This is a genomic window from Sinomonas sp. B1-1 (assembly GCF_050474465.1).
GTDB lineage: Bacteria > Actinomycetota > Actinomycetes > Actinomycetales > Micrococcaceae > Sinomonas > Sinomonas flava.
This window is the reverse complement of record NZ_JBCHVF010000015.1, coordinates 79,628-104,285: the sequence shown is the minus strand read 5'-3', so window position 1 is coordinate 104,285 and position 24,658 is coordinate 79,628. Positions and strand designations below refer to the sequence as shown.

Sequence of the window (24,658 nt, the reverse complement as noted above, 5' to 3'; positions counted from 1 at the left end):
CCCTGCTCGAACAACGCTACAGCCGCCGACCGCTGCCCCTCGGACAGCGAACTACTCACACGCATGAACTGCTCCCCAGAAGACGGAACCGAATATCACGGTCCAACTTCCGGGGAGCAGTGCATTGCGGGGTCCCGTCCCTACCGTTGCGGGGTCCCGTCCCTACCGTTGCGGGGTCCCGTCCCTACCGTTGCGGGGTCAGACGGCGACGGCCTCGAACTCGCCCGCGCGGACCTTGGCGAACGCGACGGTCCAGGCCACGAGCTGGTCCAGCATCGGGTCCACGGAGGCGGCCTGCTGCTCGGTCGGGGTGAAGACGGAGAAGTCCTTGAAGTCCGTGAAGAGCGAGAACATGCCGGTCTTCTGCACGTGCGCCACCTGCAGCTCGGACAGGATGCCGCGCAGGTGCTCGACGGCGCGCGCGCCCATCGCCGAGCCGTAGCCGACGATGCCCGCCGCCTTGTTCGCGAACTCGGCGTTGAGGAAGCTCAGTGCGTTGGCGAGGGCCGGCGTCGTCGAGTGGTTGTACTCCGCGGTGACGAACACGTAGCCGTCGAACTCCGCGATCTTCGCGGCCCAGGCCTTGGTGTGCTCGCCCTGGTAGTTGCCATACGCGGCAGGGAAGGCCTCGTCGAGCAGCGGGAGGTCGAACGAGTCGATGTCCACGAGCTCGTAGACGGCGTCGCCGCGCTGGCCCGCGCGGGCCACGAGCCACTCGGCCACCTGGAGGTTGTTGCGGCCCGGGCGGGTGCTGCCCGTGACCACGGCGATGCGGGGCGCACCGGCGCGCACGACGGCGGCGGGAGCCTCGGCGGGGGCGGTCGCCGGAGCCTGGACCGCCTCGGCGGCCGGGGCGGCCTCGACGACGGGCGCGTCAGCGCGGTGGGCAGCGGCGGAGTCAGACTTGCCGAAGAGCTTGGAGAACCAGGACATGATGCCTCACAGGGGAGAGTAGTTGATGTTTCAACGATTACTCTACGCCGTTGTAGTTGACGCATCAAGTTCCTGTCGGCGAGATCATAGTGCAGCTTCAGGATTGGCAGAGGCGGTCCAGCGTCTCATTCAGTGACGACTCGATCTGCTCCCCGTACAGCCCCCGCTGGCGTGCGGTGTCGGGGTCTTCGAGCTCGGTCGCGAATGGTTTGACCGAGACGCTCATTGCGGCCTGGTACCTGCCGTCGTCGCTGGCCACCGCGACCGTCACGGTGTGCCAGAAGGCGCCGCGGCTCTCGTAGCGCTCGTTCGTCGAGCAGCCGGAGTGCACCCAGAGTCCGAGTGCGTACGGGAGCCCCGGCCTCGGGCTCTTCTTCATCTGCGCCAGGGACGGCGCGGAGACGAGCCTGCCCTGGAACAGCGCGCCGAAGAAGGTGTTCACATCTGCCACGCTGGAGACCGCTCCGTTGTACGGCATTCCCGCGGAGAACGTGTTGTCGCTGAGATCGATCCGTTCGCCGCGAAGCGTCACGTAACCGTGGAGGAGATCGGCCGCGCGGACATCGGCCCGGTCCATGCTGGTCTTCGAGAGCCCGAGCGGTGAGATCACCTCGTCCCGCAGGACATCTGCGAAGGGACGGTGCCGCAGCGTCTGGACGAGCAGCCCGAGTGCAGCGTAGTCGGTGTCCGAATAGCGGAACCCTCCGACATCGGCGGCGGTCCACGGGAGGGTGCCCGCCAGTTCGAGCGCGCGTTCCATGGTCATCGGCCGGTCGAGCAGCGGCCGGAAGTCGGGGTTGCCGGGAAGCGCATCGTTGAAGTCGGGGACGCCTGAGGTGTGGCTCAGCAGCTGGCGCACGGTGATCGGTCCTGGAGGCTTCAGCAAGGTTGTGAAGCCCGGGATCGCATCGTTCACGGTGCTGTCGAGGCCGATCAGCCCGTCATCGACGAGCTTGAGCACGGTCACCGCGGTCATGGACGCCGTGACGGCGGCTACCTGCACGCGGTCATCGGGCCTGGCCGGCATCCTCGTGTCGAGGTCGCTGACCCCGTAGGCCCGTGACCACTCTCCCCCGGGCCACCGGACCTGGACGACGGCGCCCACGGCACCGTTGTCGATGAGCAGTCTGGCCTGGCTGTCCAGGGAGTCCATCGGGCCGGGCGCTGGAGCGGGCGGCGCCGGGTCCGGACCGGCGTACGCGCAGCCCGAGAGCGCGAGGAAGAGTGCAAGCACAGCCGCTGCGCGCCGTCGTGCGCCATGCTGGGGTCCCATGCCGGTGCTCTCTCAGTGGTGGGGGACGTGGAGTCGACCGCCCGCGGCGCCGCACCCGGTCAAGCGCCTCCCGGCGTCGCTGCCCAGCACTCACATTTTAGACCCGCCCCGCAGCCGCGGTGGGGCCGGGATGCGCCCGGATCCATCGCCGGACTCTGGTGTTGAAGGCGTCGGGCTCCTCGAGGAAGGTCAGGTGCCCTGGGCCTGGGATGACCGCGAGCTGGGCCTGGGGGATGGCCTCCCGCATCGCCTCGCCGACCGCCACCGGCGAGCGCGTGTCCTTGGATCCATAGAGGAGGAGGGTCGGAACCGAAATCGTCGGAAGCACGGGGCGGTAGTCTGCGCGCCCGGCCAGCTCGAGCAGGGACCGCATGCCCGCGGGCCGGAAGTCCGCCATGACGTGGGAGACGAGGTCGACGGCCTCGGGCGGCGCATGCTCGCTGAAGAGCGTCGGAAGCCACGCGGGGATGATCTCGGCAGCTGGCTTCTCGAGCTCGGCGAGCACCTGGGAGTACCGCCGCTCGACCTCCTCGGGGGGCAGCGATCCGGCCCACCCGGCGTAGGCCGAGGCGAGGATGAGTGAAGCCGGGGCGCCCGGCGCCACCCGCACGAGGTCCAGCGCGACCGTGGACCCGAACGACAGGCCCAGCACATGGGGCCGGGTTGCGCCCGTGAGCCCGAGCCCCGTCAGGAAGCCCGCGAGGACCGCGCCGAGGCTCCCGGTGAAGCCACCGGGAAGGTCGTCCGAGCCGCCGCAGCCGGGGGTGTCCCAGGCGATGACCGTGAACTCGTCGGCGAGGCCCTCGAGCTGGTACTGCCAGATGCGGCTGTCCTCGTACGCCCCGTGCAGCAGGACGAGCGGCGGGCCGTTCCCCGCCCGGCGGTACGCCACGCGGAGGCCGTCCACGTCCACGCCCTGCAGCTCTGGAACGTCCATGCCGCAAGCGTGCGGCCCCCCCGCCGCTGCCGTCAACGGGCTCAGGCGAACGGGGTCGGGGCGACACCGGCGCGCAGCATCGCGGCCGAATCCTCGTCCCGGCGGGCGCGGAGGCGCGCATCGACCGCGGCCGCCGCGCCGAACTGCCCCGCGAGCCACGCCCACGTCCGGCGGAGGCGGCGGCGCAGCGCCGAGAAGTCGGGCAGTCCGAGGAGGTCGCCGGAGTGGTCCGGAAGCGTCGTCGGCGCGACGAGGGGCCGGTCAGCGCGGCGGGGAGCCCGCGCTGCGTCAGGCTCCGCGAGCGGCAGGCGGGGGGACGACGGCGGGTTCCCGGCCGGCGTCGTGCGCTCACCGGCGGGCGGCCCACCGGCGTCGCGGTGCGGGTCGCGGACGGGCCGACGCGTGGTGGGGCGGAGCGGATGCAGGGTCCGGTCGAGCCGTTCGGTGGAGTGCTGGGTGCGGGTGTTCGTTGCCATGCCCACGAGTGTGCGCCGCACTCGGAACGGCCGAAACGATTCGGCGTTCACCGAATCCTCGCCCTGGGAGGTCCGGGTTCCTACGCTGGATCCATGTTCATCACGCTCACCCACGAGGACCTCACGAGGGTCCGCTTCGAGGCGTCGCCGCTGTGGGAGACGGTCACGAGCCTGCGGGCCCTCCAGGCTGGGACGCCCCTGCACCGGCCGTGGGTCACCGAGGCACGCCGCCGCATCACGGCCAGCGGCGACCCCCTCGCGCGCGAGCACCTGCGCCTGCTCACCACGCTCGTGCAGCCGCAGGGGTTCATCGCCGACTCGCTCACGCCCACGCCCGAGCGGGGGGACTCGTTCGCCGATGCGCTCGACGCCGTCGCCGCAGTCCCGGGCGAGCTGTGGCTGCGCGACCTCGGCTACCTCGAGCGCCGCAAGCCGACGGGGACCATCCTCGCCACGCTCGAGGAGCTCCGTGCGGACATCGACGCCGCCGTGCCCCGCATCGTCGCGGCGCTGCGCTGGTACTGGGCGACCGCCGTCGAGCCCTACTGGCCGAGGCTGCGCTCGGTCCTGCTCGCGGACATCGACTCCCGTCTGGATGAGCTCTCGCACTACGGCATCCAGGAGGTCTTCAAGACACTCCACCCGAGCGTGCGCCCCACCGAGACGGGCCTCGAGATCACGCGCGGCTGCGAGGCCACGGACCTGCCCGAGCCGGGCAGCGGCCTCATCCTCGTGCCCAATGCGTTCGTGTGGCCGAACACGCTGGTGCTCAACATCGCCCCGTTCGTGCCGACCATCACCTACGCGCCCCGGGGCGTCGGGCGGCTGTGGGAGGCCACGCGCGAGACGCGCGAGTCCCCCATCTCGCGGCTTCTCGGGCGGACGCGCGCGCAGATCCTCGCCCAGCTCGACGTCCCGATGACGACGACGCAGCTCGCCTGCGCGCTCGACCTCGCCGCCGGGACGGTCAACGCGCATCTCAAGGTGCTCGCGGAGTCGGGGCTGACCGAGCCGGTGCGCGCCGGGCGGGAGGTGTTCTACCAGCGCGGCCGCGTGGGCGAGGAGCTCCTGGCCCGCGCCTGATCCTGTTGTGGGGTCATGTCCCTGCGTTGAGGGGTCATGTCCCTGCCTTGAGGGGTCATATCTCTAGAGAGCGGATTCCTTTTCTTAGAGACATGACCCCTCAACCTCCGGACCGGGGCCTGAGAGGCTAGGGATGTGACCCCACAAGGAGGGGCTATCTAGCAGGCGGAGGCTGGGACCCCGGCCGTCGCCTCGCCGATGCTGTGCAGCGCGACCGGGGAGACGCCGTTGACGAACCAGTCCCCCAGCCCGCGCGCCTTGAACGCCACGGGGTTGTGCGTCGCGACCGTGCGCGCGTTGCGCCAGTGGCGGTCCAGCGCCTTGCCCCGGGACACCGCGGAGGCGCCGGCCGTGTCGAAGAGCTGCTGCGCGGCGTCGATCACCAGCGGCGGCACGGCCACCTGGGCGAGGTCGACGGCGACCGCTCCCCGCGCGTAGCGGTCCTCGGCGCTCGCGTCGGGTCCCAGCGCGAGGGCGTCATCGAGCTCGCGGGCGGCCGCGAGCACCGACGACTCCGCAGCGAACGACTTCGCGGCGAGCTGCCCGACGAGGTTCAGGATGAGCGGATCCTCGCGGAACAGCTGGCCCGAGCCCGTGGAGAACGTGCGGGTCCGCTTCGCGACGAGCGACGACGCGTCCCGCACCACGGCCTTGCCGATCCCTGCGAGGACGGACAGGAGCATGAGCTGCAGGAACGCCGGCTCGTGGGTGGTGGACTCGGTGCGCGGCACGGTGTCCTCGGCGGGGATCGGGACCTCGCGGAACACCGCCGTCCCCGTACCAGTCATCTGCTGGCCGAATCCGTCCCAGTCGTCGCGGATCTCGACGCCGGCGTGCCGGGTCGGGGCGATCGCGTACAGCCGGGAGCGCTCGCCCTCGGGGGACGCCATCACGGCCACGTAGTCGGCGAAGATCGTGCCGGTCGTGTAGTACTTCTCGCCCGTGAGGAGGTACCCGCGGTCGCCCGCGGGCACGAGCCTGGTCGCGACCGTGCCGAGGGCGTTGCCGGCCCGCTCAGTCGCGGCGTTGCCGAAGATCACGCCGTCGACGACGCGGCCGAACCACCGCGCGCGGAACGCGTCGTCCTGGAGCGAGATCGTCTCGACGAACGCGAAGTGGGAGCGCAGCAGGTGCGCCACCGACGAGTCCGCGGCGGCGAGGTCGATGAGCAGCCGCACGAGGGTCTCGACGGAGGCCCCGAAGCCCCCATATGCGACCGGAACCCGGAGGCGGCCGAACCCGGCCTCCTTGAGCCACTCGACCTGCTCGAAGGGCAGCGTCCGGCCCAGTTCGCGCTCCAAGGCACCCTCGGCAATGCGGTCGAAGACCGGTGCGAAGCGCTCGGCGAGCTCGGCGTACGAGGCACCGCCCGGCGTCGTGCGTCCCATGCGTGCATCCCCTCTCCGGCGGGCCATCGGCGGGCGCACGCCGTCGAACAGTATTCGGCGCCAGCCAGCCGAGCGCGAGTGTGACGAAATAATTTGCCTCGTTACGGCCCCTCTGGCGACAATCGGAAGGACCATCCCGAGCGGCCGAGAGATCTGGATCTGTGACGCCGCAGCAACCATTGCCCCCAAATGCCGGAACAACGGCCGGAGCCAAAGGTGCTACTGCCAGAAGCGATGGTGAGCGATCAGGCCACATCCTGCGCTGCACGTCGCGCCCGAGTTCCAAGGAGCGCAGCATGACCGACCACCGCATCGACTTCGAGACCCCGCTGAAGTTCGCGTACTGGGTGCCCAACGTCTCGGGCGGCCTCGTCGTCTCGACCATCGAGCAGCGCACCAACTGGGAGTTCGAGTACAACAAGAAGCTCGCCCGCATCGCGGAGGACTCCGGCTTCGAGTACGCGCTGACCCAGACCCGCTACGCCGCGAGCTACGGCGCGGACAAGCAGCACGAGGCGACCTCGTTCAGCCTCGCCCTCCTCGGCGCGACCGAGCGGCTCAAGGTCATCTCCGCCGTGCACCCCGGCATGTGGCACCCGGGTGTCCTCGCCAAGTTCATCATCACCGCGGACCACCTCTCCGGCGGCCGCGCGGCCGTGAACATCGTCTCCGGTTGGCTCAAGGACGAGTTCGTGAACTTCGGCCTGCCGTGGCTCGAGCACGACGAGCGCTACGTGCGCACCGAGGAGTTCATCAACGTGCTCCGCGGCCTGTGGACCCAGAAGGGCTACTCGCAGTCGGGGAAGTACTACAACATCAAGGACTTCACCCTCAGCCCGGCCCCGCTGGACATCCCGGGCCGGGCACACCCCGAGATCTTCTTCGGCGGCAACTCGACGGCCGCACAGGCCGCCGCGGGGCGCACCGCGGACTGGTACTTCTCCAACGGCCGCGACCTCGAGCCGTTCAAGGACAACATCCGCGGCGTCCTGGCCGCCGCGCAGGACGGTCGGACCGCCCCCGCCGCCCCGCGTTTCGGCCTCAACGGCTTCGTGATTGCCCGCGACACGGAGAAGGAGGCCCAGGACACCCTCCGCGAGATCATCGCCAAGGCGCACAAGCCGGCCGTCGAGGGCTTCGCGGCCGCCGTCAAGGAGGCCGGCCAGTCCACGAAGGACGGCAAGGGAATGTGGGAGGACTCCACGTTCGAGGACCTCGTCCAGTACAACGACGGCTTCCGCACCAAGCTCATCGGCACCCCCGAGCAGATCGCCGAGCGGATCGTCGAGTACAAGAAGATCGGCGTGAACCTCTTCCTCACCGGCTACCTGCACTTCCAGGAGGAGGTCGAAGCGTTCGGCCGCGACGTCCTCCCGATCGTCCGCGAGCTCGAGGCGGACCTAGCTCGGAAGAACGGCACGGAGCTGCGCACGGACCTGCTGCCGGTGACGAGCTTCCAGGCTGCCGGGGCGAACGCCTGATGGCCGAGCGCCAGTTCGGGTTCCGCACCCGCGCCCTGCACGCCGGCGGCACGCCCGACGCCGAGCACGGCGCCCGGGCGGTGCCCATCTACCAGTCCACCTCGTTCGTGTTCAAGGACTCGGACGACGCCGCGAACCTCTTCGCGCTGCAGAAGTACGGCAACATCTACTCCCGCATCGGCAACCCCACGGTCGCGGCATTCGAGGAGCGCATCGCGTCCCTCGAGGGCGGCCTCGGAGCGGTCGCGACGAGCTCGGGCATGGCCGCGGAATTCATCACGTTCGCCGCGCTGACCCAGGCCGGGGACCACATCGTCGCCTCCTCCAAGCTCTACGGCGGCACGATCACACAGCTCGACGTGACCCTGCGCCGCTTCGGGGTCGAGACCACGTTCGTGGACTCGACCGACCCCGCCGCGTTCAAGGCCGCCCTGCGCGAGAACACGAAGGCCGTCTACACCGAGGTGGTGGCCAACCCCTCGGGCGACATCGCCGACGTCGCCGGCCTGGCCGCCGTCGCCCACGAGCACGGCATCCCGCTCGTGGTCGACTCGACGCTGACGCCGCCGTACATCTTCCGGCCGATCGAGCACGGCGCGGACATCGTGATCCACTCGGCCACGAAGTTCCTCGGCGGGCACGGCACGACCCTCGGCGGCGTCGTCGTAGAGTCCGGGACGTTCAACTGGGCCAACGGCAAGTTCCCGTCCATGACCGAGCCCGTGCCGAGCTACGGCAACGTGACGTGGTGGGGCAACTTCGGCGAGTACGGCTTCCTCATGAAGCTGCGCTCCGAGCAGCTGCGCGACATCGGCCCGTCCCTGTCGCCGCAGTCCGCGTTCCAGCTCCTGCAGGGCGTCGAGACGCTCCCGCAGCGCATGGACGCGCACCTCGCGAACGCGAAGGCGGTCGCCGAGTGGCTCGAGGCCGATCCGCGCGTGACCTACGTGAACTATGCGGGCCTGCCCTCGCACCCGCAGTACGAGTTCGCCCAGGGCCTCCTGCCGCTCGGCGTCGGGAGCGTGTTCAGCTTCGGCGTGAAGGGCGGCCGCGAGGCCGGGGCCCGCTTCATCGAGGCCCTCCAGCTCGCCTCGCACCTGGCCAACATCGGCGACGCACGTACGCTCGTGCTGCACCCGGCGTCGACCACCCACCAGCAGCTCTCCGCCGAGCAGCTCGTCGCGGCGGGCGTGCCGGGGGACCTCATCCGCTTCTCCGTGGGGCTCGAGGACGTCGAGGACATCATCTGGGACCTCGACCAGGCGCTGGCTGCCAGCCAGGAAGTGGACGAGCTTGAGGAGGAGTTCGCTGCACCGACGTACGACGGCGAGGCCTGCTCCCTGCCGCTGAAAGGGGGCGCCAAGTGAGCGCGACCGTTGAGACCGCGGACCGGACCTGGGTCGGCCCGACCGCCCCGGAGCGCCTGCAGATCCTGCGCGAGACGAAGTCGATCGCGATCGTCGGCGCGTCCGACAAGCCGAGCCGCGCGAGCTACTTCGTCGCGACGTACCTGCTCTCCTCGACGAAGTTCACCGTCTACTTCGTCAACCCGGCGCTGAAGACCATCCTCGGCCAGCCGGTCTACCCGTCCCTCGCGGACCTGCCCGAGACGCCGGACCTCGTCGAGGTGTTCCGCCGCCACGAGGACATCCCCGGGGTGCTCGAGGAGGCCAAGGCCGTGGGCGCCAAGACGCTCTGGCTCCAGCTCGGCTCGTGGCACGAGCAGGTCGCGGCCGATGCCGAGGCGGCAGGCATGAACGTCGTGATGGACCGCTGCGTCAAGATCGAGCACGCCCGCTTCCACGGCGGCCTGCACCTCGCGGGCTTCAACACCGGGGTCATCTCGAGCAAGCGCCAGGTCCTGTCCTAGCGCCGTACCCACTGCACGCACGACGCCGGCCGGTCACCTTCCGCACAGAAGGGGACCGCCGCCGTCGTGCTTAAGCACAGTGATGTGCGCCACGGAACGGGGCAAGATGGTGCCATGACTACCACTGCGAGCACCCGCGACGAGCCCGGCTACCGTGTCCTGAACCCGGCCACCGGCGAGGTCGTCGAGACGTTCCCGACCGCCACCGACGAGCAGGTCCAGGAGGCCTTGGCCGCGGCCCAGTCCGCGTTCGAGTCATGGCGCGAAACCCCGATCGAGACGCGCGCCAAGGTGGTCGCGCGCATCGGCGAGCTGTTCACCGAGCGAGCGGACAAGCTCGCCGCCATCATCACCGAGGAGATGGGCAAGCCGCTCTCCGAGGCCAAGGGCGAGGCCGAGTTCTGCACGGACATCTTCCGGTACTTCGCCGAGGAGGGGCCGGGCCTCGCCGCGGACACCGAGATCAAGACGTTCGCCGGCGGCCGCGCGGTCGTGCAGAAGCTCCCCGTCGGCCCGCTCCTGGGGATCATGCCGTGGAACTACCCGTACTATCAGGTGGCCCGCTTCGCCGCCCCGAACCTCATGCTCGGCAACACGGTCATCCTCAAGCACGCCGAGTCGTGCCCCCGCTCGGCGCTGGCGATCCAGGAGATCATGGACGACGCCGGCCTGCCGAAGGGCGCATACGTGAACGTCTTCGCATCGCACGCGCAGATCGCTGACATCATCGCGGACCCGCGGATCCAGGGCGTCTCCCTGACCGGCTCCGAGCGCGCCGGGGCGATCATCGGCGAGCTCGCGGGCAAGAACCTCAAGAAGGCTGTGCTCGAACTCGGCGGCTCGGACCCGTTCGTGGTCCTGGACTCCCCCGACGTCCGCGCCCTCGCGGACACGGCGTGGGAGACGCGCATGGAGAACACGGGCCAGGCCTGCAACTCCAACAAGCGCATGATCGTCATGGAGGACATCTTCGACGACTTCGTCGCCCGGCTCACCGAGCGGGCGCGGGGCCTCACCCCGGGCAACCCCGCCGATGACGCCGAGGGGACCTTCGCGCCGCTCTCCTCCCGCGCCGCTGCCGAGGGCCTCGCCGCCCAGGTGCGCGACGCCGTCGAGAAGGGCGCCACCCTGCACGCCGGCGGCGAGCTCTCCGACGGCGACGCGGCGTACTTCTCCCCCGCCGTCCTGACCGGCGTCACCCCCGAGATGCGCGCCTACAAGGAGGAGCTGTTCGGCCCGGTCGCGGTGGTGTACAAGGTGGCCAGCGACGAGGACGCGCTCCGTCTGGCCAACGACACCCCGTACGGCCTGGGCGGCTCGGTCTTCTCGGCGGACACCGCCCGCGCGGAGCGGGTCGCCCAGCGCCTCGAGGTCGGCATGGCGAACGTCAACCTCCCCTCCGCCGAAGGCGCCGAGATCCCGTTCGGCGGCGTCAAGCGCTCGGGCTTCGGCCGCGAGCTCGGCCCGCTCGGCATGGACGAGTTCGTGAACAAGCGCATGTACTTCGTCGCCGACTGATCCACAGCAAGTGACCCACAGAAGGTGACCCCCAGAAGGTGACCCCCAGACGGGGACGGGGTGGGCGGGCTCAGCCGATCTGCAGCTCGCCCATCGCGTCCCAGCCGTTGCCGTCGACCTGCCGGGAGACGATGCTCGGGGTCTTGGTCAGGCACGGGCGCATGGCCTCGAGGCCCTTCGCAAAGTGCTCGCTCTGGACGTGCGGGCCAGCGCCCTCGTCGGTGAACGCCTCCACGAGGACGTACTCGGCCGGGTTCTCGAGGGACCTGGACCACTCGAAGAACAGGTTGCCCGGCTCCTGGCGGGTCTTCTCGGTGAACTCGCGCACGATCTCGGGGAACTGCTCCGTCGACTCGGGCTTGGTCTCGAACTTCACGACGATGAAGTACATGGGGTCCTTCCGTGGTTTCGGATTCGCTCATCCACCGTATTCGACCGCTCGGCATGCCGCGATTCCCTCCCGCGCCCATTCCTCCTGCGCGGGGGTGCCGACCCGGGCGGCCCACTGTTCGGCGAGCTGGAACTCGACGAGCGCCCGGTGGGCCTCGCCGGCGTCGAGCAGGAGCCAGCCCAGGTGGCCGTGCAGCGAGGCGCACCACCGCTGCGCCCGGGGGCTGTGCGCCTCACGGGCGTATTCGATGCCGGCACGCGCCCAGGACTCGGCATGGGCGGCGTCCGCGATGGCGAGCATATGGAACGCGTCGGCGGCAAGGTACTCCTCCCCGAGGTGCTCGCCCAGTTCCGCGGCCTGCTCGAAGAGCGGCACCGCCATCGCGGCGCGTCCCGCGGAGTTCAGCAGCCGGCCGCGCTCGAGGAGGACGCGCACACCGATCGTCGGGTCTGCCTCGCAGTCGATCCCGTCCAGCAGGGCATCGGCCTCCTCGAACCGGCCCTGGAGCCCGATGGCACGCCCGAGCTGGGTGGCCAGCTCGCACCGCTCGACGCCGTCGTAGGAAGGGTCCTCGAGGGCCTCACGGAAGAGGCGTTCGGAGGCGGGGGGATCGTCGAAGTCCCACAGGGAATCAAGGGTGGTCTGGTCGAGCATCAGGCCTCCTGACAGGGTCGGGCGGGGGCTCGGTCCCCACCCTAGCAGCGCGCTCAGCGCGCGAGGCCGCTCCAGCCCAGGGCCTCGCGCTGGGCCTTCGGCAGGCCCGCCACGACCAGGTCGTAGGAGTCCTCGACGAGGTCGCGCACGTCCTCGTCCGTCAGGTCACCGTCCAGGCGCACATCGCTCCAGTGCTTCTTGCTCATGTGCCACGCCCCCGTGATCTCGGGGTGTGCCGCCCTGAGCTGGACGGCCAGGACCGGGTCGCACTTGAGCGCAACGCTGAGCGGCGCGGAGTCGAGCGCGGACAGCGCGAACATCTTCCCGCGCCGTTCGTCGCCGCCGGACGGTGCCCTGACCTTGAAGACGGAGGCCTCCGGCCCGAAGGGGAAGTCCTCATAGGCACCCGGGAAACCGAGGCACAGGATCCGCAGGGCCTGGGCGTCCATCAGGCAGGCCTTCTGCGATGCCAGATCTCCCGCTGGGGGCACGCATCCATCACCACGTCGAGGCCGGCAGCCTTGGCGCGGTCCGCCGCGTCGTCGTCGACCACGCCGAGCTGCAGCCAGACCGCCTTGGCCCCCACGGCGATGGCCTGGTCCACGACGGCCCCGACCTTCCGGGAGTTCACGAAGCAGTCCACGACGTCGATGGGGTGGTGATCCGCCGGGATCTCGGCAAGGGCGGCGTAGCCCTTCTCGCCGTGGACATCCTCGGCCCGCAGGTTCACGGGAATGATGCGGTGCCCGAGGGTGTCGCGGACGAAGAGGGACACCGAGTACGCCGCTCGCCACTCGTTCTGGGAGAGACCGACGATCGCCCACGTGCCGGGGGTGTCCATGAGGCTCTCGATGACCGCGGGGTCGTTCACGTGCCGCATGTGCCCATGCTATCCCCGCCGTCCGCGGCAGACCGGACGCCGCGAACCTGCCTAGCGGTTGCTGCCCTGGCTGTTGCCCTGCCGTCCGGACTGGCCGCTGCCGGTCTGCCCGGTGCTGCCCTGGCTGTTGCCGCCTTGGCTGTTGCCACCCTGGCTGCCCTGGGTCCCCGAACTGCCGGTGCCGCCCTTGGGCCGGGTCTGGTCCCCGCCCTGCGCGTCGGCGCCCTGGGAGCCGGCGCTTGGGGAGCTCTGGGCCGCGCCCGAGTCCGCGGCCGACTTCGCCGTCGGAGACTCCGGCTGCGCTGGCTGCACCGCGGCGGCTCCCGAGTGTGCAGGAGCCTCGGGCGTCGCCGGGTTCGCGTCCTGCGTGACGGACTCGGACGGCAGGACGCGGGCCAAGCCGGACGGCCAGGCCTCCCAGCCCTGAGAGCTGAGGGCCGCGACGCCGCTGACGCCGAGACCCATGCCCGCGACGACGACGGCACCGATCACGGCGCCGCGCCGGCGCCACCGGGGCCGGGCAGCAGACGCCGCCGCTGCCTCGGCACGCCGCGCCTCTGCGCGGCTGAGCTGGATCACCGCGGCACTGGGCACGACGGCGAGCTGCGCCGTCACCGGAACGTCAGCCCGCGGCGCGCCGTCGGCGCGCGAGAACACCGCTGCGAGCTCCGGCGAGAGTCCGGGCGCCACCGCCGGGCGCAGCGAAGGGAGCTGTGCGAGCGCACGCCGCAACTCGGCGTCGTGCTCCAGCCCTTCCTCCGCGAGCACCGCCTCCACCTGCGTCATTGATGCACTCATCGGACCCACTCTTCCTCGGACACGTGCTCCCGCAGCGCCTTGAGGGCCCTGCGCTGGAGCTGTTTGACGGCGCCGGGCGTCTTTCCCAGCGTGGACGCCACTTCCTCGATGCTCATCTCTCCCACGATGCGCAGGAGAAGCACTTCTCTCTGGTCGCCCTTGAGCTTGCCGATCAGCAGTTCGGCGTCCGAATTGCCGGTGGCCACGAGGGCCTCGTGCTCCGCGGAGCTGGAGAGGCGCCCGTCCAGGAGGGGGTCGTAGTCCACGCTCCTGGGGCGCCGCTCGTGGCGCCGGTAGTAGTCGACGACCCGCGCATGCGCCACCGAGAACACGAACGACCGCAGGCCAGACGCGCCGCCGCTGATGCTCCCCAGGCGGGGCAGGACCGTCACGAAGACGTCCTGCGTCAGCGCCTCTGGATCGTCGACGCCGCGCCCCGCGAGGTAGCCCATGACGGCGGGGGCCAGCGCACGGTACACAAGCGTGAAGAGCTCATGCTCCGTCCAGGCGCCCGGCGCCAGATCGGCGTCGGTGATGGGTTCTAGCACGGGGTTCCCTCTGCAGACTCCTGCGGCGGACAGGACCCGCTCAGTCTAGCCGTCAGCCAGCTGCGCCGACGGCCGGACCGAGACAGAGAAGAAGCCGGGCTGGAACATGATGGGGGACAGATTCCAGCCCGGCTTGCACTTGGGTAATCGCTCGGGGGCGCGCTGGGGTTACGCGCTCCCGGAAGTTTTTTTCAGATCAGTCGATCAGGTCCCGGACCACGATGGTCTGGTCGCGGTCCGGCCCCACTCCGATGGCCGAGAAGCGGGTCCCGGAGAGCTTCTCGAGCGCGAGCACGTAGTCGCGGGCGTTGGCGGGAAGGTCCTCGAGGGTCTTCGCGCCGGAGATGTCCTCGGTCCAGCCGTCGAAGTACTCGAAGATGGGCTTCGCGTGGTGGAACTCGGTCTGCGTCATGGGCATCTCGTCGTGCCGTTCGCCGTCGACGTCGTACGCCACGCACACCGGGATGCGCTCGATCCCGGTGAGCACGTCGAGCTTGGTGAGGAAGTAGTCCGTGAAGCCGTTGACGCGCGAGGCGTGGCGCGCCAGCACGGCGTCGTACCAGCCGCAGCGACGGGGACGGCCGGTGTTGACCCCGTACTCGCCGCCGGTCTTCTGCAGGTACTCGCCCATCTCGTCGAACAGCTCGGTGGGGAACGGGCCCGCACCGACGCGCGTGGTGTAGGCCTTGATGATCCCGATCGCGCGGGAGATGCGGGTCGGGCCGATGCCGGAGCCCACAGAGGCCCCGCCCGCGGTCGGGTTCGAGGACGTCACGAAGGGGTAGGTGCCGTGGTCGACGTCGAGGAAGGTGGCCTGGCCGCCCTCCATGAGGACCACCTTGCCGTCGTCGAGCGCCTGGTTGAGGACATAGGTCGAGTCGATGACGAGGGGGCGGAGCCGCTCGGCGTAGGAGAGGAAGTACTGGACGATCTCCTCCTCGATGACGGCGCGGCGGTTGTAGACCTTCACGAGGAGCTCGTTCTTCTGGCGGAGCGAGCCCTCCACCTTCTGCCGCAGGATCGATTCGTCGAACACGTCCTGCACGCGGATGCCGAGGCGCGCGACCTTGTCCATGTACGCGGGCCCGATGCCCCGCCCGGTGGTCCCGATGGCGCGCTTGCCGAGGAAGCGCTCCGTGACCTTGTCGAGTGTCTGGTGGTAGGGCGCGACGAGGTGGGCGTTGGCGGAGACACGCAGCCGGGAGGTGTCGCCGCCGCGGGCCTGGAGGCCCTCGATCTCCTCGAAGAGCGCCTCGAGGTTCACCACGCAGCCGTTGCCGATGATCGGGACCGCGTTGGGGCTGAGGATGCCGGCCGGGAGGAGCTTGAGCTCGTACTTCTGGCCGCCGACGACCACGGTGTGCCCGGCGTTGTTGCCGCCGTTGGGCTTGACGACGTAGTCCACACGGCCACCCAGCAGATCCGTGGCCTTGCCCTTGCCCTCGTCACCCCACTGGGCTCCGACGATCACGATTGCTGGCATGGATTCCTCCCCGGGACACCGCCCACGGCCCGGCTGGCCGTCGGCCTACATGCGAAGGCCCCGGTTCCACTGCGCACCTCGAGGGGTAAGAGCAAGAAGGCCGGGGCTCTTGCCACCCAAGTCTACCGAAGCGGTGCCCGGGGCCGCGAAAATAGGCGCACGACGACGATGAGGAGGCTTCCATGGCAGGGGGCACCGAGGCGGGGGGATCAATGGGCGGGGCAGCGAAGGGCGCCGCGCGCGATGCGGCGAGCGGGACTGTTCGGGCAGCCCGGTCCAAGGGGGGCCGCGCGCTCGCGCAGGGCGGGTTCGTCTTCGTCGGCCTCCTCCACCTGATCATCGCGTACCTCGCGCTGCGGATCGCCCTGGGCGGCCAGGGCGAGCACGCCGACCAGAGCGGCGCCATCCAGCAGATCGCCGGGGCGCCGGGAGGCCTGATCGTCCTGTGGGTGGCCGCCCTGTGCTGCGCCGCCCTCGCCCTGTGGTGGATCAGCGAGGCCATCCTGTCCGCCCGGAGCAGGTCCGAGGGCACGTGGGACGTGCTCTCTGCCGCCGGCAAGGCCGCCGTGTTCCTCGCCATCGGCGGCCTCTTCCTCTCGTATGCGCTCGGCGCGGGCAAGGACTCGCGCCAGAAGTCGCAGGAGATCACCGCGACGATCCTCGCGGCCCCGGGGGGGCAGGTGGTCCTGGTCATCCTCGGGCTCGTGGTGGTCGGAACGGGGGTGTACTACGTCTGGCGGGGCGTGAGCCGGAAGTTCTTGGACACAGAGGTTTCCCCGCACGGCCGGGCGCGCAAGCCGGTCGAGGCCGTGGGCGTGCTGGGCTACGCCGCCAAGGGCGCCGCGCTCGGCATCGTCGGCGTCCTCGTGACCGTGGCGGCCCTGCGCTTCGACGCCTCGGAGCAGACCGGGCTCGACGGCGCCCTCAAGGGCCTCGCCGCGCAGCCGTACGGCGCGTGGGTCCTCGGCATCGTCGCCCTGGGACTGGCCTGCTTCGGGCTGTACTCGGCCGCCCGGGCCAAGTATGGGCAGATGTAGCTAGCGGGCGAGCGTCCTGAGGCTGACGGCCGGGTTCGCCAGATCCGCGGGATCGGCCTTGGTGCGCCGGTCGATCATGCGCCGTGCGGCGCGCACGGCCGTCCCCCCGTCGACCGCCGCGCAGCCCACGAGGTAGCCGTCCGGGTCGAGCCGGAAGGCCACGGTCGGCACGCCGTCCACCTCCCGCAGCACGGTCGTCCCCTCGGCCGTCATCGACCCGACGCCCTCGACGTGGACCCCGTGGCGGTCGGACCAGAACCAGCTCGCACCGTGCTCGGGACGCTCGTGGCCGAGGAGCGCTGCGGCCGCCGTCGTGCCCGTGTTCATGGCATGCTCCCAGTGCTCGGCACGCGGCATGAGGGTCCCGTCCGGCAGCCTGGTCCGAGCCACATCGCCCACCGCGTAGACCCGCGGGTGGGCCGTCCGCTGGGACTCGTCGACGAGCACGCCGTCGTCCACCGCCAGGCCAGCCGCTTCCGCGAGCGCCGTGCGGGGCACGATGCCGATGCCTGCGAGGACGACGTCGGCGACCACCGTCTCGCCGGACGCGAGCCGCACATGGTGCTCGCCGCCGTCGCGCGTGATGCCCGTGGGCAGGCCGGTGACGACCCGGATTCCCTCGGCCGCATGCATGTCGTGGAGGCGGCGGGCGAGCTCCGGGCCGACGGCAGGGGCCAGGGGCGGGTCGACGGGGTCGATGAGCGTCACCTCGGCTCGGAGCCGCAGCGCCGAGGAGGCCACCTCGGCGCCGATGAGGCCGGCGCCGACGACCGCCAAGCGGGTGCCGGGCCGCAGCAGCGCGCGCAGGCGGTCGGCGTCCTCCCTGCTGCGCAGCTCGAGGACCGAGTCGAGGTCCCCGCCCGGGATCGGGAGCCGGCGGGCCGCTCCCCCCGTGGCCAGGACGACCGCCGCGGCCGCGATGGTGCGGCCGTCCTCGAGGACCACCTCGCCGTGGTCAGGGCGGAGCTCGACCACGGTGCCGCTCACGACGTCGACCCTGTTCTCGGCGAACCACTCCGCCTTGGAGAGCTGGATGGCCTCGGCGCCGCGGGCGCCGAGGAGGTAGCCCTTGCTCAAGGGCGGGCGGTCGTAGGGCAGGCCCTCAGGGTCGACGATCGTGATGGCCCCGGTGAAGCCGCGCGAGCGCAGCTCCTTCGCGGTCGTGAAGCCGGCCAGGCCGCCCCCGACGATGGTGACGGACGACAGGGACATGGCGTGCTTCCTCCAGTTCGGGACTGCCAGCCTACCGGCCCCGCCGGCGTGTCGTTGCCTGCTCCCGCGCCGCCTACCCCGCGTACTGCTTGCGCAGCTCCGTCTTGCGGATCTTCCCGCTGGCGGTGCGCGGCATCTCCTCGACGAAGACGACCGACTTGGGGATCTTGTACCGCGCGAGCCGCCCGTCCAGGTGTGCCCGGACCTCCTCCTCGGTAAGCGTCATGCCGTCGCGGACGGTCACGATGGCCTTGGGCACCTCGCCCCACTTGTCGTCGGGCACGCCGATCACCGCGACCGATGCGACCGGCTCGAGCTCGACGATGATCGCCTCGACCTCGGCGGGGTAGATGTTCTCGCCACCCGAGATGATCATGTCCTTGAGCCGGTCCGAGACGAAGAGGAAGCCCTCCTCGTCGAGGTAGCCCATGTCCCCGGACTTGAACCAGATGCCGTCGGCGAACGAGTCCCGCGTCGCCTCTGAGCGGTTCCAGTACTGCTTGATGACGTTGGGGCCGGAGATCTGGATCTCTCCCACCTCCCCGGGCGCGAGGACCTCCCCGATCGGGTCGACGATGCGCACGTCCGTGAAGAACTGGGGAAGGCCGGACGAGCCAGCCTTCTCCCTGGACCGCCACACGGGCAGCGTGGTTGCCCCGGGGGCCGTCTCGGTCATGCCGTAGCCGTTGGAGAACCCGAGGCCGCGCTCCTCGTAGGCCTCGAGGACCCGCATCGGGACCGCCGAGCCGCCGCACGTGAGCTTGTCGAGGGAGCTGATGTCCGTCGTCGCCCAGGCGGGGTGCTCGGCCAGCAGCTGGTAGGTGGTCGGCACGCCGCTGAGGGCGGTGATGCGGTGCTTCTCGATGAGCTCGAGCGTCCGGCCTGGATCGAACTTCTGCTCGAGCACCACCGTGGCGCCCTTGAGCAGCATCGGCAGGAGCCCCATGTCGAGGGAGGCCACGTGGAACAGCGGCGAGATCATGAGCGCGATGTCGTTCCGGTTCACGTCCATGTCCGTGATCACGTTGATGCAGTTCCACGTGATGTTGCCGTGCGTGAGCAGGGCGCCCTTCGGACGGCCGGTGGTTCCGGAGGTGTAGAGGATCATGGCGCCGTCGTCGTGCGTCACGGCCTCGTCGATCACCTCGGCCGGTGCCGCGGCGAGCGCGTCCTCGTAGCGTTCGACGCCGGCGGTGCCGGTCCCAGCGGTGGCGGTGCCGGCGTCGGGCGCAGCGCCGACGACGAGCCGCCGCTGCACCCCGGTCCCCTCGACCGCGGCAGCGGCGAGGGCGTCGAGAGCGGCACCGTGGACGAGGAGCCTCGTCCCGGAGTCCTCGAGCTGGTACTGCAGTTCGGGTGCGGCCAGGCGCGTGTTGAGCGGGATGAAGATGGCGCCCAGGATGCCGGCAGCGAAGAACGTCTCGACGAAGGCCGGGTCGTTCTCTCCGAGGTAGGCGATCCTGTCGCCGCGGGCGACCCCGCGGCGGCGCAGCGCGTTCGCGAGTCGGTCTGCGCGCTCCGCCAGCTCGTTGTAGGTGAGCTCGAGCTCCCCCGCCACGAGGGCGACCTTGGGACCGGACTTGGGGCGGCGGCGGTGGAGCCAGGAGCCAACTCCGTTGTTGTACATGGCGTCAGTCCTATCGAACGGTGGTGAGGTCGTTGTCCTTGGACTCCCGCGTGAGCAGGATGAACACGGCGGAGACGATGGACATCACGGCGAGGAACGCGACGACCGCCCCGATGCTCTCGCCCGAGTCCTTGTAGAGCGAGGCGACGATGCCGGGGGTGAAGCCTGCTCCGATGAGGGTCGCGAGCTGGTAGCCGAGCGCCGCTCCCGTGTAGCGGGACGTGGTGCCGAACTGCTCCGAGACGAACGCGGCCAGCGGCCCGTAGAGCGTCGAGTGCAGGATGAGGGCCACCGTGAAGGCGAGCAGCACGAGCCACACGTTGCCCGATCCGAGCAGGCCGAACATCGGGAAGAGGTACGCGACGAAGAGGACGAGTCCCACGACCATGACGGGCCGTCGTCCCAGGCGGTCCGAGATCCGGCCGCCCAGGAGCACGAACGCGATGGAGATGGCCGAGGCGGCGGCGAAGGCGTACAGCACGCCCTGCTGCGGCGCCCCCTTGGACACGGCATAGGTCACCGAGAAGGTGGGGAGCACCACCTGGAGGCCGAACCCCGCGGCGCCGGCGAGCATGATGAAGACCAGCGCCTTCGGACGCCTCAGGACGGCCAGCAGCGGCGCCTTCGGAGCGCGCTGCCCGGCGCCCTTGGACGCTTCGGCGGCCACGGCGGCGGCGAAGATCGGGCTCTCGGAGATCCTCACCCGGACGAACATGCCCACCAGGAGGAGCACGAAGGAGAGCAGGAACGGCACGCGCCAGCCCCAGGCCAGGAAGGCGTCCTGGGGCAGGGCCGAGAAGATGCCCATGACCACCGTCCCGAGGACCGCCCCGGAGGGGGCGCCCGCGTTGACGAACGACGCCGCGAAGCCGCGCCGCTTGGGATCGGAGTGCTCGAGCGCCATGAGCGCGGCCCCACCCCATTCGCCCCCGACGGCGATGCCCTGGAGCACGCGCAGCAGCACCAGGATCACGGCGCCCCAGGGCCCGATGACGTTCGCGCCCGGGATGAATCCGATGAGGGTCGAGGCGATGCCCATGACCGCCATGGACACGATGAGCATCCCCTTGCGGCCCAGCCTGTCGCCGAAGTGGCCGAAGATGATCCCGCCGAGCGGGCGGGCCACATAGCCGGCGGCGAACGTCGCGTACGCGGCGACGACGCCGACCCAGGGATCTGTCCCGGCGAAGAAGACCTTGGGGAACGCCACGGCGGCGGCCGTCGCGTACAGGAGGAAGTCGTAGAACTCGATGGTGCTGCCCAGGTAGCTGGACAGGATGACGCGGCGGGCTTCCTTGCGCTGCGCGCTCGTGCTCATGTGCGTGAGCTGAAGGGTTCCAGACATTGGAGGTTCCTAGGGGCGGGGCGGACGGGGATGGACTGGACCGAGGGGCCTACTTGTAGAAGCGGGCGAGGAACTCGGCGACGACGGCCGGGCGCTCCTGGCCTTCGATCTCGATGGTCGCGTTGACCTTGATCTGCGCGCCGCCCTTGACCTCGGAGACCTCGGCGATGGTGCCGACCATGCGGACCTTGGACCCGACCTTGACGGGGGAGGTGAAGCGGACCTTGTCGAGGCCGTAGTTGACCTTCGTCGTGACGCCCTCGACGTCGAACAGCTCGCCCCAGAAGGGGATGACGAGCGAGAGGGTCAGGAAGCCGTGCGCGATCGGGGCGCCGAAGGGGCCGTCCTTGGCCCGCTCGGGGTCGGTGTGGATCCACTGGTGGTCGTCGGTGGCGTCGGCGAAGAGGTTGACGCGGTCCTGGGTGATCTCCATCCAGTCGGTCGCGCCGAGGTCGGCGCCGGCCATGGTGAGGAGCTTGTCGAAGTCGACGACGAGCCTGGGCTCGGCGGAAGGGGACTCGGCGGTACGGGGGGTGGTCATGGTGGTCTCCTGTGGGTTCTCTATTTGGTGAAGGCGCTCTGCCCGGTGAGGGCGCGTCCGACGATGAGGGCGTTGATCTCGTGCGTGCCCTCGTAGGAGTAGACGGCTTCGGCGTCGGCGTGGAACCGGGCGACGTCGGTGTCGAGTGTGATGCCGTTGCCGCCTACAACCTCGCGGGCGAGGGCCACGGTCTCGCGCATGAGCAGGGAGGTCTGCATCTTTGCCAGTGCGGAGTCTTGGTCCCGGTAGATGCCCTTCTCCTGCTGCTCGGTGAGCCGGACGACGAGGGACAGGCTCGAGGTGAGGTTGCCCAGCATGCGGGCGAGCTTCTCCTGGACGAGCTGGAACGAGCCGAGCTGGCGGCCGAACTGCTCGCGCTCCCGCACGTACTTCAGCGCGGCCTCGAACGCTCCGGCCTGGATGCCGGTGGCGATCCAGGCGACATCCGAGCGCATGGCGCGCAGCATCGCGGCCACGTCCTTGAACGAGTTCACGTTGTGGAGGCGGTCCGCCTCGGTGACGCGCACGCCGTCGAGCGTGATGTGCGCGTTCTGCATCATCCGCAGCGCCGTCTTGCGGTGGATCTTCTCGAGGGTGACGCCGGGCGCCTCCCGCGGGACGAGGAAGGCCTTGACCTGGCCGTCGGCCACGTCGCGGGCGAAGACCGCCAGGACGTCCGCGGTGAACGCCCCGCCGATCCAGCGCTTCGCGCCGTCGATGATCCACGTGTCACCCTCACGCCGGGCCGTGGTCGCGAGGCCGCCGGCGATGTCCGAGCCCGACTCGGGCTCGGTGAGGGAGAAGACGCCCTTGAGCGAGAAGTCGACGACCTTGGGCATCCACTCCTTCTTCTGCTCCTCGGAGGCGCCCACGCGGATGGCGGTGCGGAACAGCCCGGCCTGGGCCGTGTAGAACGTCGCGATCGATGCGTCCGTGCGTGCGAGCTCGAAGATCCGGAAGCCCTGGTAGATGCCGCGGGCCTTCTCGCCGTCGCGGGTGAGCTCGGCGGGCTCCATGATGTCGAGGTCGATGAGGGGCTGGGCGATCTCGTAGGGGAACTCCCCGCGCTCCCAGTAGTCGCCCACCAGCGGCTTGGCCTTCTCCTCGAGGAACTCGCGCAGGCGCCCGAGGACCAGCCGCTCGTCGTCGGTCAGGAGGGCGGCGGCGTCGTACCAGTCGCAGGCTGAGTAGAGGTCCATCTCAGTCCTCTCCCCCGGCACCCAGGCGGAGCAGCTTCACCGCGTTGTCCTTGAGGATCTTCGGCCGGACGCTGTCCTTCAGCGGCAGCTCCGCGAAGGCGCCGAGCCACTTGGCCGGGGTGATGAGCGGGAAGTCGGTCGCGAAGAGGACCTTGTCCTGCAGCATCGAGTTGGACGCCTTCACCAGCGACTCCGGGAAGTACTTCGGGGACCAGCCCGACAGGTCGATGAACGCGTTCGCCTTGTGCGTGGCGATCGAGATCGCCTCGTCCTGCCAGGGCACGGACGGGTGGGCCATGATCACGGTCAGGCCCGGGAAGTCCGCGGCGACGTCGTCGAGCAGGAGCGGGTTCGAGTACCGCAGCTTGATCCCGCGGCCGCCCGGCATGCCCGCGCCCATCCCGTTCTGGCCCGTGTGGAAGACCGCCGGCAGGCCCAGTTCCTCGAGCACCGCCCACAGCGGGTAGAACTCCTCGCTGGACGGGTCGAATCCCTGCAGGGAGGGGTGGAACTTGAATCCGCGCGCCCCGAGCTCGAGCGCCTGGTGCTTGGCGCGGGCGATCGCGTCCTCGCCCGTGCGCGGGTCCACCGAGCCGAACGGGATGAGGACGTCGTTGTGCTCGGCCGCGCCGGCGATGAGGTCCTCAATCGAGTTGGGCTCGTGGTGGAGCTGGGTGCGGGCGTCGACCGTGAAGACCACCGCCGCCATGTTCAGCCCGCGGTAGGTGTCCGCGATCCTCTCGAGGGTGGGGTGCCGGTCCTCGGCCTTGAAGTACTTCGAGGAGGCCTCGTTGAGGTCATCCGGGAGGGAGCAGTGGCCGTGGCCGTCGATCTCGACGTGCACGTGCATGTCGATCGCGTCGATGGCCTCGACGTCGATGCCGAGTTCGTAGCGGGCCACCTCAGGCACCGGCCTTCGCGGCGGCCTTGTCGGCCTCCGGCCGCAGCTCGGCGGGCAGCGGGAGGAACTCCTCGCCCACGCTCTGCAGGTGGCCGCCGATGAGCTCGGCGCCGCGCTCCTGGAGGGCCTCGTACGTCCAGCCGCCCTCGCGGTAGTCGGTCGTGGCCGGCTCGGGGTGGGTCCACACCTGCAGGCGGTCGCCGCCGGCGCCGATCGCCTGGCCCGTGATGCCGGCGGCGGCGTCGGAGGCCAGGTACGCGACGAGGCCGGCGACGTCGTCGGCCGTGCCGAAGCCGAGGTCGTGGCGGAAGAAGGCCGGCATGGCCTCGCCGCGCTCGTCCGCCTCGACAGCCTTGGCGAAGTACGGGACCGTCTTGGTCATCGCGGTCGCGGCCACGGGGATGACGGCGTTGACGGTCACGCCGGCCTTCTTCATCTCCAGCGCCCACGTGCGCACCATGCCGACGATCCCGGCCTTCGCCGCGGCGTAGTTGGTCTGGCCGAAGTTGCCGCGCTGCCCGGTCGGGGAGCCGATGGTGACGATGCGGCCGGCCACCCCGTTCTCCTTGAAGTACGCGTAGGCCTCGCGGACGCACGTGAACGTGCCCTTGAGGTGGACGTTGATGACGAGGTCGAAGTCCTCGTCCGTCATCTTCAGCAGGCTCTTGTCCCGCAGGATGCCGGCGTTCGTGACAAGGATGTCCAGGCGGCCGAACGCCTCCACGGCGCCGTCCACGAGGGCCTTGGCGGCCTCGGACGTGCCCACGGGAACGACGACGGCCGTCGCCTTCCCGCCGTCGGCCTCGATCTGCGCGACGGCCGCGGCGGCGGTCTCCTCGTTGACGTCGTTGACGACGACCGCAGCGCCCTGACGGGCCAGCTCACGGGCGTAGGCGAGGCCCAGGCCCTGTCCGCTGCCGGTCACGATCGCTACCTTGCCTGCCAGGCTCATGCCATGCTCCTTCGCACTTCACTCCATGCGGTGCCCGCGGCCTGCTGACCGTGAGACCCTTGTCACAGTCCATGAAATTACGGATCATTGAGAATGTCAACGATTGATTTTTTCGTCCAGATTGTTCGCAC

25 protein-coding genes and 1 riboswitch are annotated in these 24,658 nt (G+C 70.3%); of the genes, 6 read left to right on the top strand and 19 right to left on the bottom strand.

The features are described from left to right. Window positions 1-198: 198 nt before the first annotated feature. From ACQ5BE_RS17590 to ACQ5BE_RS17575, 4 genes are all read right to left on the bottom strand, one after another. Window positions 199-933, bottom strand: coding sequence for an NADPH-dependent FMN reductase (locus ACQ5BE_RS17590; RefSeq protein WP_430298261.1), 735 nt, complete (start codon window positions 931-933; stop codon window positions 199-201). Window positions 934-1,030: 97 nt separating this feature from the next. Then, a complete protein-coding gene (locus ACQ5BE_RS17585; protein WP_430298260.1) occupies window positions 1,031-2,206 on the bottom strand; it encodes a serine hydrolase domain-containing protein in 1,176 nt (391 codons plus the stop codon). A gap of 97 nt (window positions 2,207-2,303) precedes the next feature. Next, window positions 2,304-3,143, bottom strand: coding sequence for an alpha/beta fold hydrolase (locus ACQ5BE_RS17580; RefSeq protein ID WP_430298259.1), 840 nt, complete (start codon window positions 3,141-3,143; stop codon window positions 2,304-2,306). A 41-nt stretch (window positions 3,144-3,184) separates the two neighbouring features. Further along, a complete protein-coding gene (locus ACQ5BE_RS17575) occupies window positions 3,185-3,619 on the bottom strand; it encodes a hypothetical protein (protein ID WP_430298258.1) in 435 nt (144 codons plus the stop codon). A 93-nt stretch (window positions 3,620-3,712) separates the two neighbouring features. On the opposite strand from ACQ5BE_RS17575, the gene ACQ5BE_RS17570 reads away from it, so the two are divergent. Continuing rightward, window positions 3,713-4,702, top strand: coding sequence for an ArsR/SmtB family transcription factor (locus tag ACQ5BE_RS17570; protein ID WP_344297556.1), 990 nt, complete (start codon window positions 3,713-3,715; stop codon window positions 4,700-4,702). A gap of 158 nt (window positions 4,703-4,860) precedes the next feature. Here ACQ5BE_RS17570 and ACQ5BE_RS17565 read toward each other — a convergent pair whose 3' ends face one another. Next, window positions 4,861-6,090, bottom strand: a complete 1,230-nt coding sequence (locus ACQ5BE_RS17565) for an acyl-CoA dehydrogenase family protein (protein WP_430298257.1) — start codon at window positions 6,088-6,090, stop codon at window positions 4,861-4,863. 128 nt (window positions 6,091-6,218) lie between these two features. Further along, window positions 6,219-6,331: riboswitch (SAM riboswitch) on the top strand. Between the two features lie 55 nt (window positions 6,332-6,386). On the opposite strand from ACQ5BE_RS17565, the gene sfnG reads away from it, so the two are divergent. From sfnG to ACQ5BE_RS17545, 4 genes are all read left to right on the top strand, one after another. After that, the gene (gene sfnG, locus ACQ5BE_RS17560; protein WP_430298256.1) at window positions 6,387-7,571 is read left to right on the top strand and encodes a dimethylsulfone monooxygenase SfnG; all 1,185 of its coding nucleotides are present in this window, start codon (window positions 6,387-6,389) and stop codon (window positions 7,569-7,571) included. Beyond that, the gene (locus ACQ5BE_RS17555; protein ID WP_430298255.1) at window positions 7,571-8,938 is read left to right on the top strand and encodes an O-acetylhomoserine aminocarboxypropyltransferase/cysteine synthase family protein; all 1,368 of its coding nucleotides are present in this window, start codon (window positions 7,571-7,573) and stop codon (window positions 8,936-8,938) included. The genes sfnG and ACQ5BE_RS17555 overlap by 1 nt, the downstream gene beginning before the upstream one ends. Beyond that, window positions 8,935-9,441, top strand: coding sequence for a CoA-binding protein (locus ACQ5BE_RS17550; protein WP_430298254.1), 507 nt, complete (start codon window positions 8,935-8,937; stop codon window positions 9,439-9,441). The genes ACQ5BE_RS17555 and ACQ5BE_RS17550 overlap by 4 nt, the downstream gene beginning before the upstream one ends. Before the next feature lie 114 nt (window positions 9,442-9,555). Next, on the top strand, window positions 9,556-10,959 hold the full coding sequence (locus ACQ5BE_RS17545) for an NAD-dependent succinate-semialdehyde dehydrogenase (RefSeq protein ID WP_430298253.1): 1,404 nt from the start codon (window positions 9,556-9,558) through the stop codon (window positions 10,957-10,959). A gap of 70 nt (window positions 10,960-11,029) precedes the next feature. Here ACQ5BE_RS17545 and ACQ5BE_RS17540 read toward each other — a convergent pair whose 3' ends face one another. The 7 genes from ACQ5BE_RS17540 to ACQ5BE_RS17510 all read right to left on the bottom strand — a co-directional run bounded on the left by ACQ5BE_RS17540 (window position 11,030) and on the right by ACQ5BE_RS17510 (window position 15,713). Beyond that, entirely contained in the window at window positions 11,030-11,350 is a 321-nt protein-coding gene (locus ACQ5BE_RS17540; RefSeq protein WP_430298252.1) for a putative quinol monooxygenase, read from the bottom strand. Between the two features lie 27 nt (window positions 11,351-11,377). Further along, complete coding sequence (locus ACQ5BE_RS17535) at window positions 11,378-12,004, bottom strand: hypothetical protein (RefSeq protein WP_430298251.1); 627 nt, start codon at window positions 12,002-12,004, stop codon at window positions 11,378-11,380. A 53-nt stretch (window positions 12,005-12,057) separates the two neighbouring features. After that, window positions 12,058-12,453, bottom strand: a complete 396-nt coding sequence (locus ACQ5BE_RS17530; RefSeq protein ID WP_430298250.1) for an MmcQ/YjbR family DNA-binding protein — start codon at window positions 12,451-12,453, stop codon at window positions 12,058-12,060. Continuing rightward, on the bottom strand, window positions 12,453-12,884 hold the full coding sequence (locus ACQ5BE_RS17525; protein WP_430298249.1) for a CoA-binding protein: 432 nt from the start codon (window positions 12,882-12,884) through the stop codon (window positions 12,453-12,455). Before ACQ5BE_RS17525 ends, ACQ5BE_RS17530 begins: the two co-directional genes overlap by 1 nt. Window positions 12,885-12,935: 51 nt before the next feature. Beyond that, complete coding sequence (locus tag ACQ5BE_RS17520; protein ID WP_430298248.1) at window positions 12,936-13,670, bottom strand: hypothetical protein; 735 nt, start codon at window positions 13,668-13,670, stop codon at window positions 12,936-12,938. An 8-nt stretch (window positions 13,671-13,678) separates the two neighbouring features. Then, window positions 13,679-14,230, bottom strand: coding sequence for an RNA polymerase sigma factor (locus tag ACQ5BE_RS17515; protein ID WP_430298247.1), 552 nt, complete (start codon window positions 14,228-14,230; stop codon window positions 13,679-13,681). 196 nt (window positions 14,231-14,426) lie between these two features. Next, window positions 14,427-15,713 carry an adenylosuccinate synthase gene (locus ACQ5BE_RS17510; protein ID WP_344297505.1) on the bottom strand — a complete coding sequence of 429 codons (1,287 nt, stop codon included), beginning with the start codon at window positions 15,711-15,713 and terminating at the stop codon, window positions 14,427-14,429. A gap of 182 nt (window positions 15,714-15,895) precedes the next feature. Here ACQ5BE_RS17510 and ACQ5BE_RS17505 point away from each other — a divergent pair, with 182 nt between their 5' ends. Next, the gene (locus ACQ5BE_RS17505; protein WP_430298246.1) at window positions 15,896-16,750 is read left to right on the top strand and encodes a DUF1206 domain-containing protein; all 855 of its coding nucleotides are present in this window, start codon (window positions 15,896-15,898) and stop codon (window positions 16,748-16,750) included. On the opposite strand, the gene ACQ5BE_RS17500 is transcribed toward ACQ5BE_RS17505, so the two are convergent. The 7 genes from ACQ5BE_RS17500 to ACQ5BE_RS17470 all read right to left on the bottom strand — a co-directional run bounded on the left by ACQ5BE_RS17500 (window position 16,751) and on the right by ACQ5BE_RS17470 (window position 24,527). Further along, complete coding sequence (locus ACQ5BE_RS17500; protein WP_430298245.1) at window positions 16,751-17,962, bottom strand: NAD(P)/FAD-dependent oxidoreductase; 1,212 nt, start codon at window positions 17,960-17,962, stop codon at window positions 16,751-16,753. Between the two features lie 73 nt (window positions 17,963-18,035). Next, window positions 18,036-19,589, bottom strand: a complete 1,554-nt coding sequence (gene menE, locus ACQ5BE_RS17495) for an o-succinylbenzoate--CoA ligase (protein WP_430298244.1) — start codon at window positions 19,587-19,589, stop codon at window positions 18,036-18,038. A 10-nt stretch (window positions 19,590-19,599) separates the two neighbouring features. Next, window positions 19,600-20,934 carry an MFS transporter gene (locus tag ACQ5BE_RS17490; RefSeq protein WP_413249766.1) on the bottom strand — a complete coding sequence of 445 codons (1,335 nt, stop codon included), beginning with the start codon at window positions 20,932-20,934 and terminating at the stop codon, window positions 19,600-19,602. A 49-nt stretch (window positions 20,935-20,983) separates the two neighbouring features. Further along, on the bottom strand, window positions 20,984-21,475 hold the full coding sequence (locus ACQ5BE_RS17485) for a MaoC family dehydratase (protein WP_430298243.1): 492 nt from the start codon (window positions 21,473-21,475) through the stop codon (window positions 20,984-20,986). 20 nt (window positions 21,476-21,495) lie between these two features. After that, a complete protein-coding gene (locus ACQ5BE_RS17480) occupies window positions 21,496-22,674 on the bottom strand; it encodes an acyl-CoA dehydrogenase family protein (protein WP_430298242.1) in 1,179 nt (392 codons plus the stop codon). A 1-nt stretch (window position 22,675) separates the two neighbouring features. Beyond that, complete coding sequence (locus ACQ5BE_RS17475) at window positions 22,676-23,524, bottom strand: amidohydrolase family protein (protein WP_430298265.1); 849 nt, start codon at window positions 23,522-23,524, stop codon at window positions 22,676-22,678. 52 nt (window positions 23,525-23,576) lie between these two features. Further along, window positions 23,577-24,527, bottom strand: a complete 951-nt coding sequence (locus ACQ5BE_RS17470; protein ID WP_430298241.1) for an SDR family NAD(P)-dependent oxidoreductase — start codon at window positions 24,525-24,527, stop codon at window positions 23,577-23,579. Window positions 24,528-24,658: the final 131 nt, after the last annotated feature.

Coding starts and splice junctions, on each gene's coding strand:
- ACQ5BE_RS17590 (WP_430298261.1), bottom strand. CDS start 933: ATGTCCTGGTTCTCCAAGCTCTTCGGCAAGTCTGACTCCGCCGCTGCC.
- ACQ5BE_RS17585 (WP_430298260.1), bottom strand. CDS start 2,206: ATGGGACCCCAGCATGGCGCACGACGGCGCGCAGCGGCTGTGCTTGCA.
- ACQ5BE_RS17580 (WP_430298259.1), bottom strand. CDS start 3,143: ATGGACGTTCCAGAGCTGCAGGGCGTGGACGTGGACGGCCTCCGCGTG.
- ACQ5BE_RS17575 (WP_430298258.1), bottom strand. CDS start 3,619: ATGGCAACGAACACCCGCACCCAGCACTCCACCGAACGGCTCGACCGG.
- ACQ5BE_RS17570 (WP_344297556.1), top strand. CDS start 3,713: ATGTTCATCACGCTCACCCACGAGGACCTCACGAGGGTCCGCTTCGAG.
- ACQ5BE_RS17565 (WP_430298257.1), bottom strand. CDS start 6,090: ATGGGACGCACGACGCCGGGCGGTGCCTCGTACGCCGAGCTCGCCGAG.
- sfnG (WP_430298256.1), top strand. CDS start 6,387: ATGACCGACCACCGCATCGACTTCGAGACCCCGCTGAAGTTCGCGTAC.
- ACQ5BE_RS17555 (WP_430298255.1), top strand. CDS start 7,571: ATGGCCGAGCGCCAGTTCGGGTTCCGCACCCGCGCCCTGCACGCCGGC.
- ACQ5BE_RS17545 (WP_430298253.1), top strand. CDS start 9,556: ATGACTACCACTGCGAGCACCCGCGACGAGCCCGGCTACCGTGTCCTG.
- ACQ5BE_RS17540 (WP_430298252.1), bottom strand. CDS start 11,350: ATGTACTTCATCGTCGTGAAGTTCGAGACCAAGCCCGAGTCGACGGAG.
- ACQ5BE_RS17535 (WP_430298251.1), bottom strand. CDS start 12,004: ATGCTCGACCAGACCACCCTTGATTCCCTGTGGGACTTCGACGATCCC.
- ACQ5BE_RS17530 (WP_430298250.1), bottom strand. CDS start 12,453: ATGGACGCCCAGGCCCTGCGGATCCTGTGCCTCGGTTTCCCGGGTGCC.
- ACQ5BE_RS17525 (WP_430298249.1), bottom strand. CDS start 12,884: ATGCGGCACGTGAACGACCCCGCGGTCATCGAGAGCCTCATGGACACC.
- ACQ5BE_RS17520 (WP_430298248.1), bottom strand. CDS start 13,670: ATGACGCAGGTGGAGGCGGTGCTCGCGGAGGAAGGGCTGGAGCACGAC.
- ACQ5BE_RS17510 (WP_344297505.1), bottom strand. CDS start 15,713: ATGCCAGCAATCGTGATCGTCGGAGCCCAGTGGGGTGACGAGGGCAAG.
- ACQ5BE_RS17505 (WP_430298246.1), top strand. CDS start 15,896: ATGGCAGGGGGCACCGAGGCGGGGGGATCAATGGGCGGGGCAGCGAAG.
- ACQ5BE_RS17500 (WP_430298245.1), bottom strand. CDS start 17,962: ATGTCCCTGTCGTCCGTCACCATCGTCGGGGGCGGCCTGGCCGGCTTC.
- menE (WP_430298244.1), bottom strand. CDS start 19,589: ATGTACAACAACGGAGTTGGCTCCTGGCTCCACCGCCGCCGCCCCAAG.
- ACQ5BE_RS17490 (WP_413249766.1), bottom strand. CDS start 20,934: ATGTCTGGAACCCTTCAGCTCACGCACATGAGCACGAGCGCGCAGCGC.
- ACQ5BE_RS17485 (WP_430298243.1), bottom strand. CDS start 21,475: ATGACCACCCCCCGTACCGCCGAGTCCCCTTCCGCCGAGCCCAGGCTC.
- ACQ5BE_RS17480 (WP_430298242.1), bottom strand. CDS start 22,674: ATGGACCTCTACTCAGCCTGCGACTGGTACGACGCCGCCGCCCTCCTG.
- ACQ5BE_RS17475 (WP_430298265.1), bottom strand. CDS start 23,524: ATGCACGTGCACGTCGAGATCGACGGCCACGGCCACTGCTCCCTCCCG.
- ACQ5BE_RS17470 (WP_430298241.1), bottom strand. CDS start 24,527: ATGAGCCTGGCAGGCAAGGTAGCGATCGTGACCGGCAGCGGACAGGGC.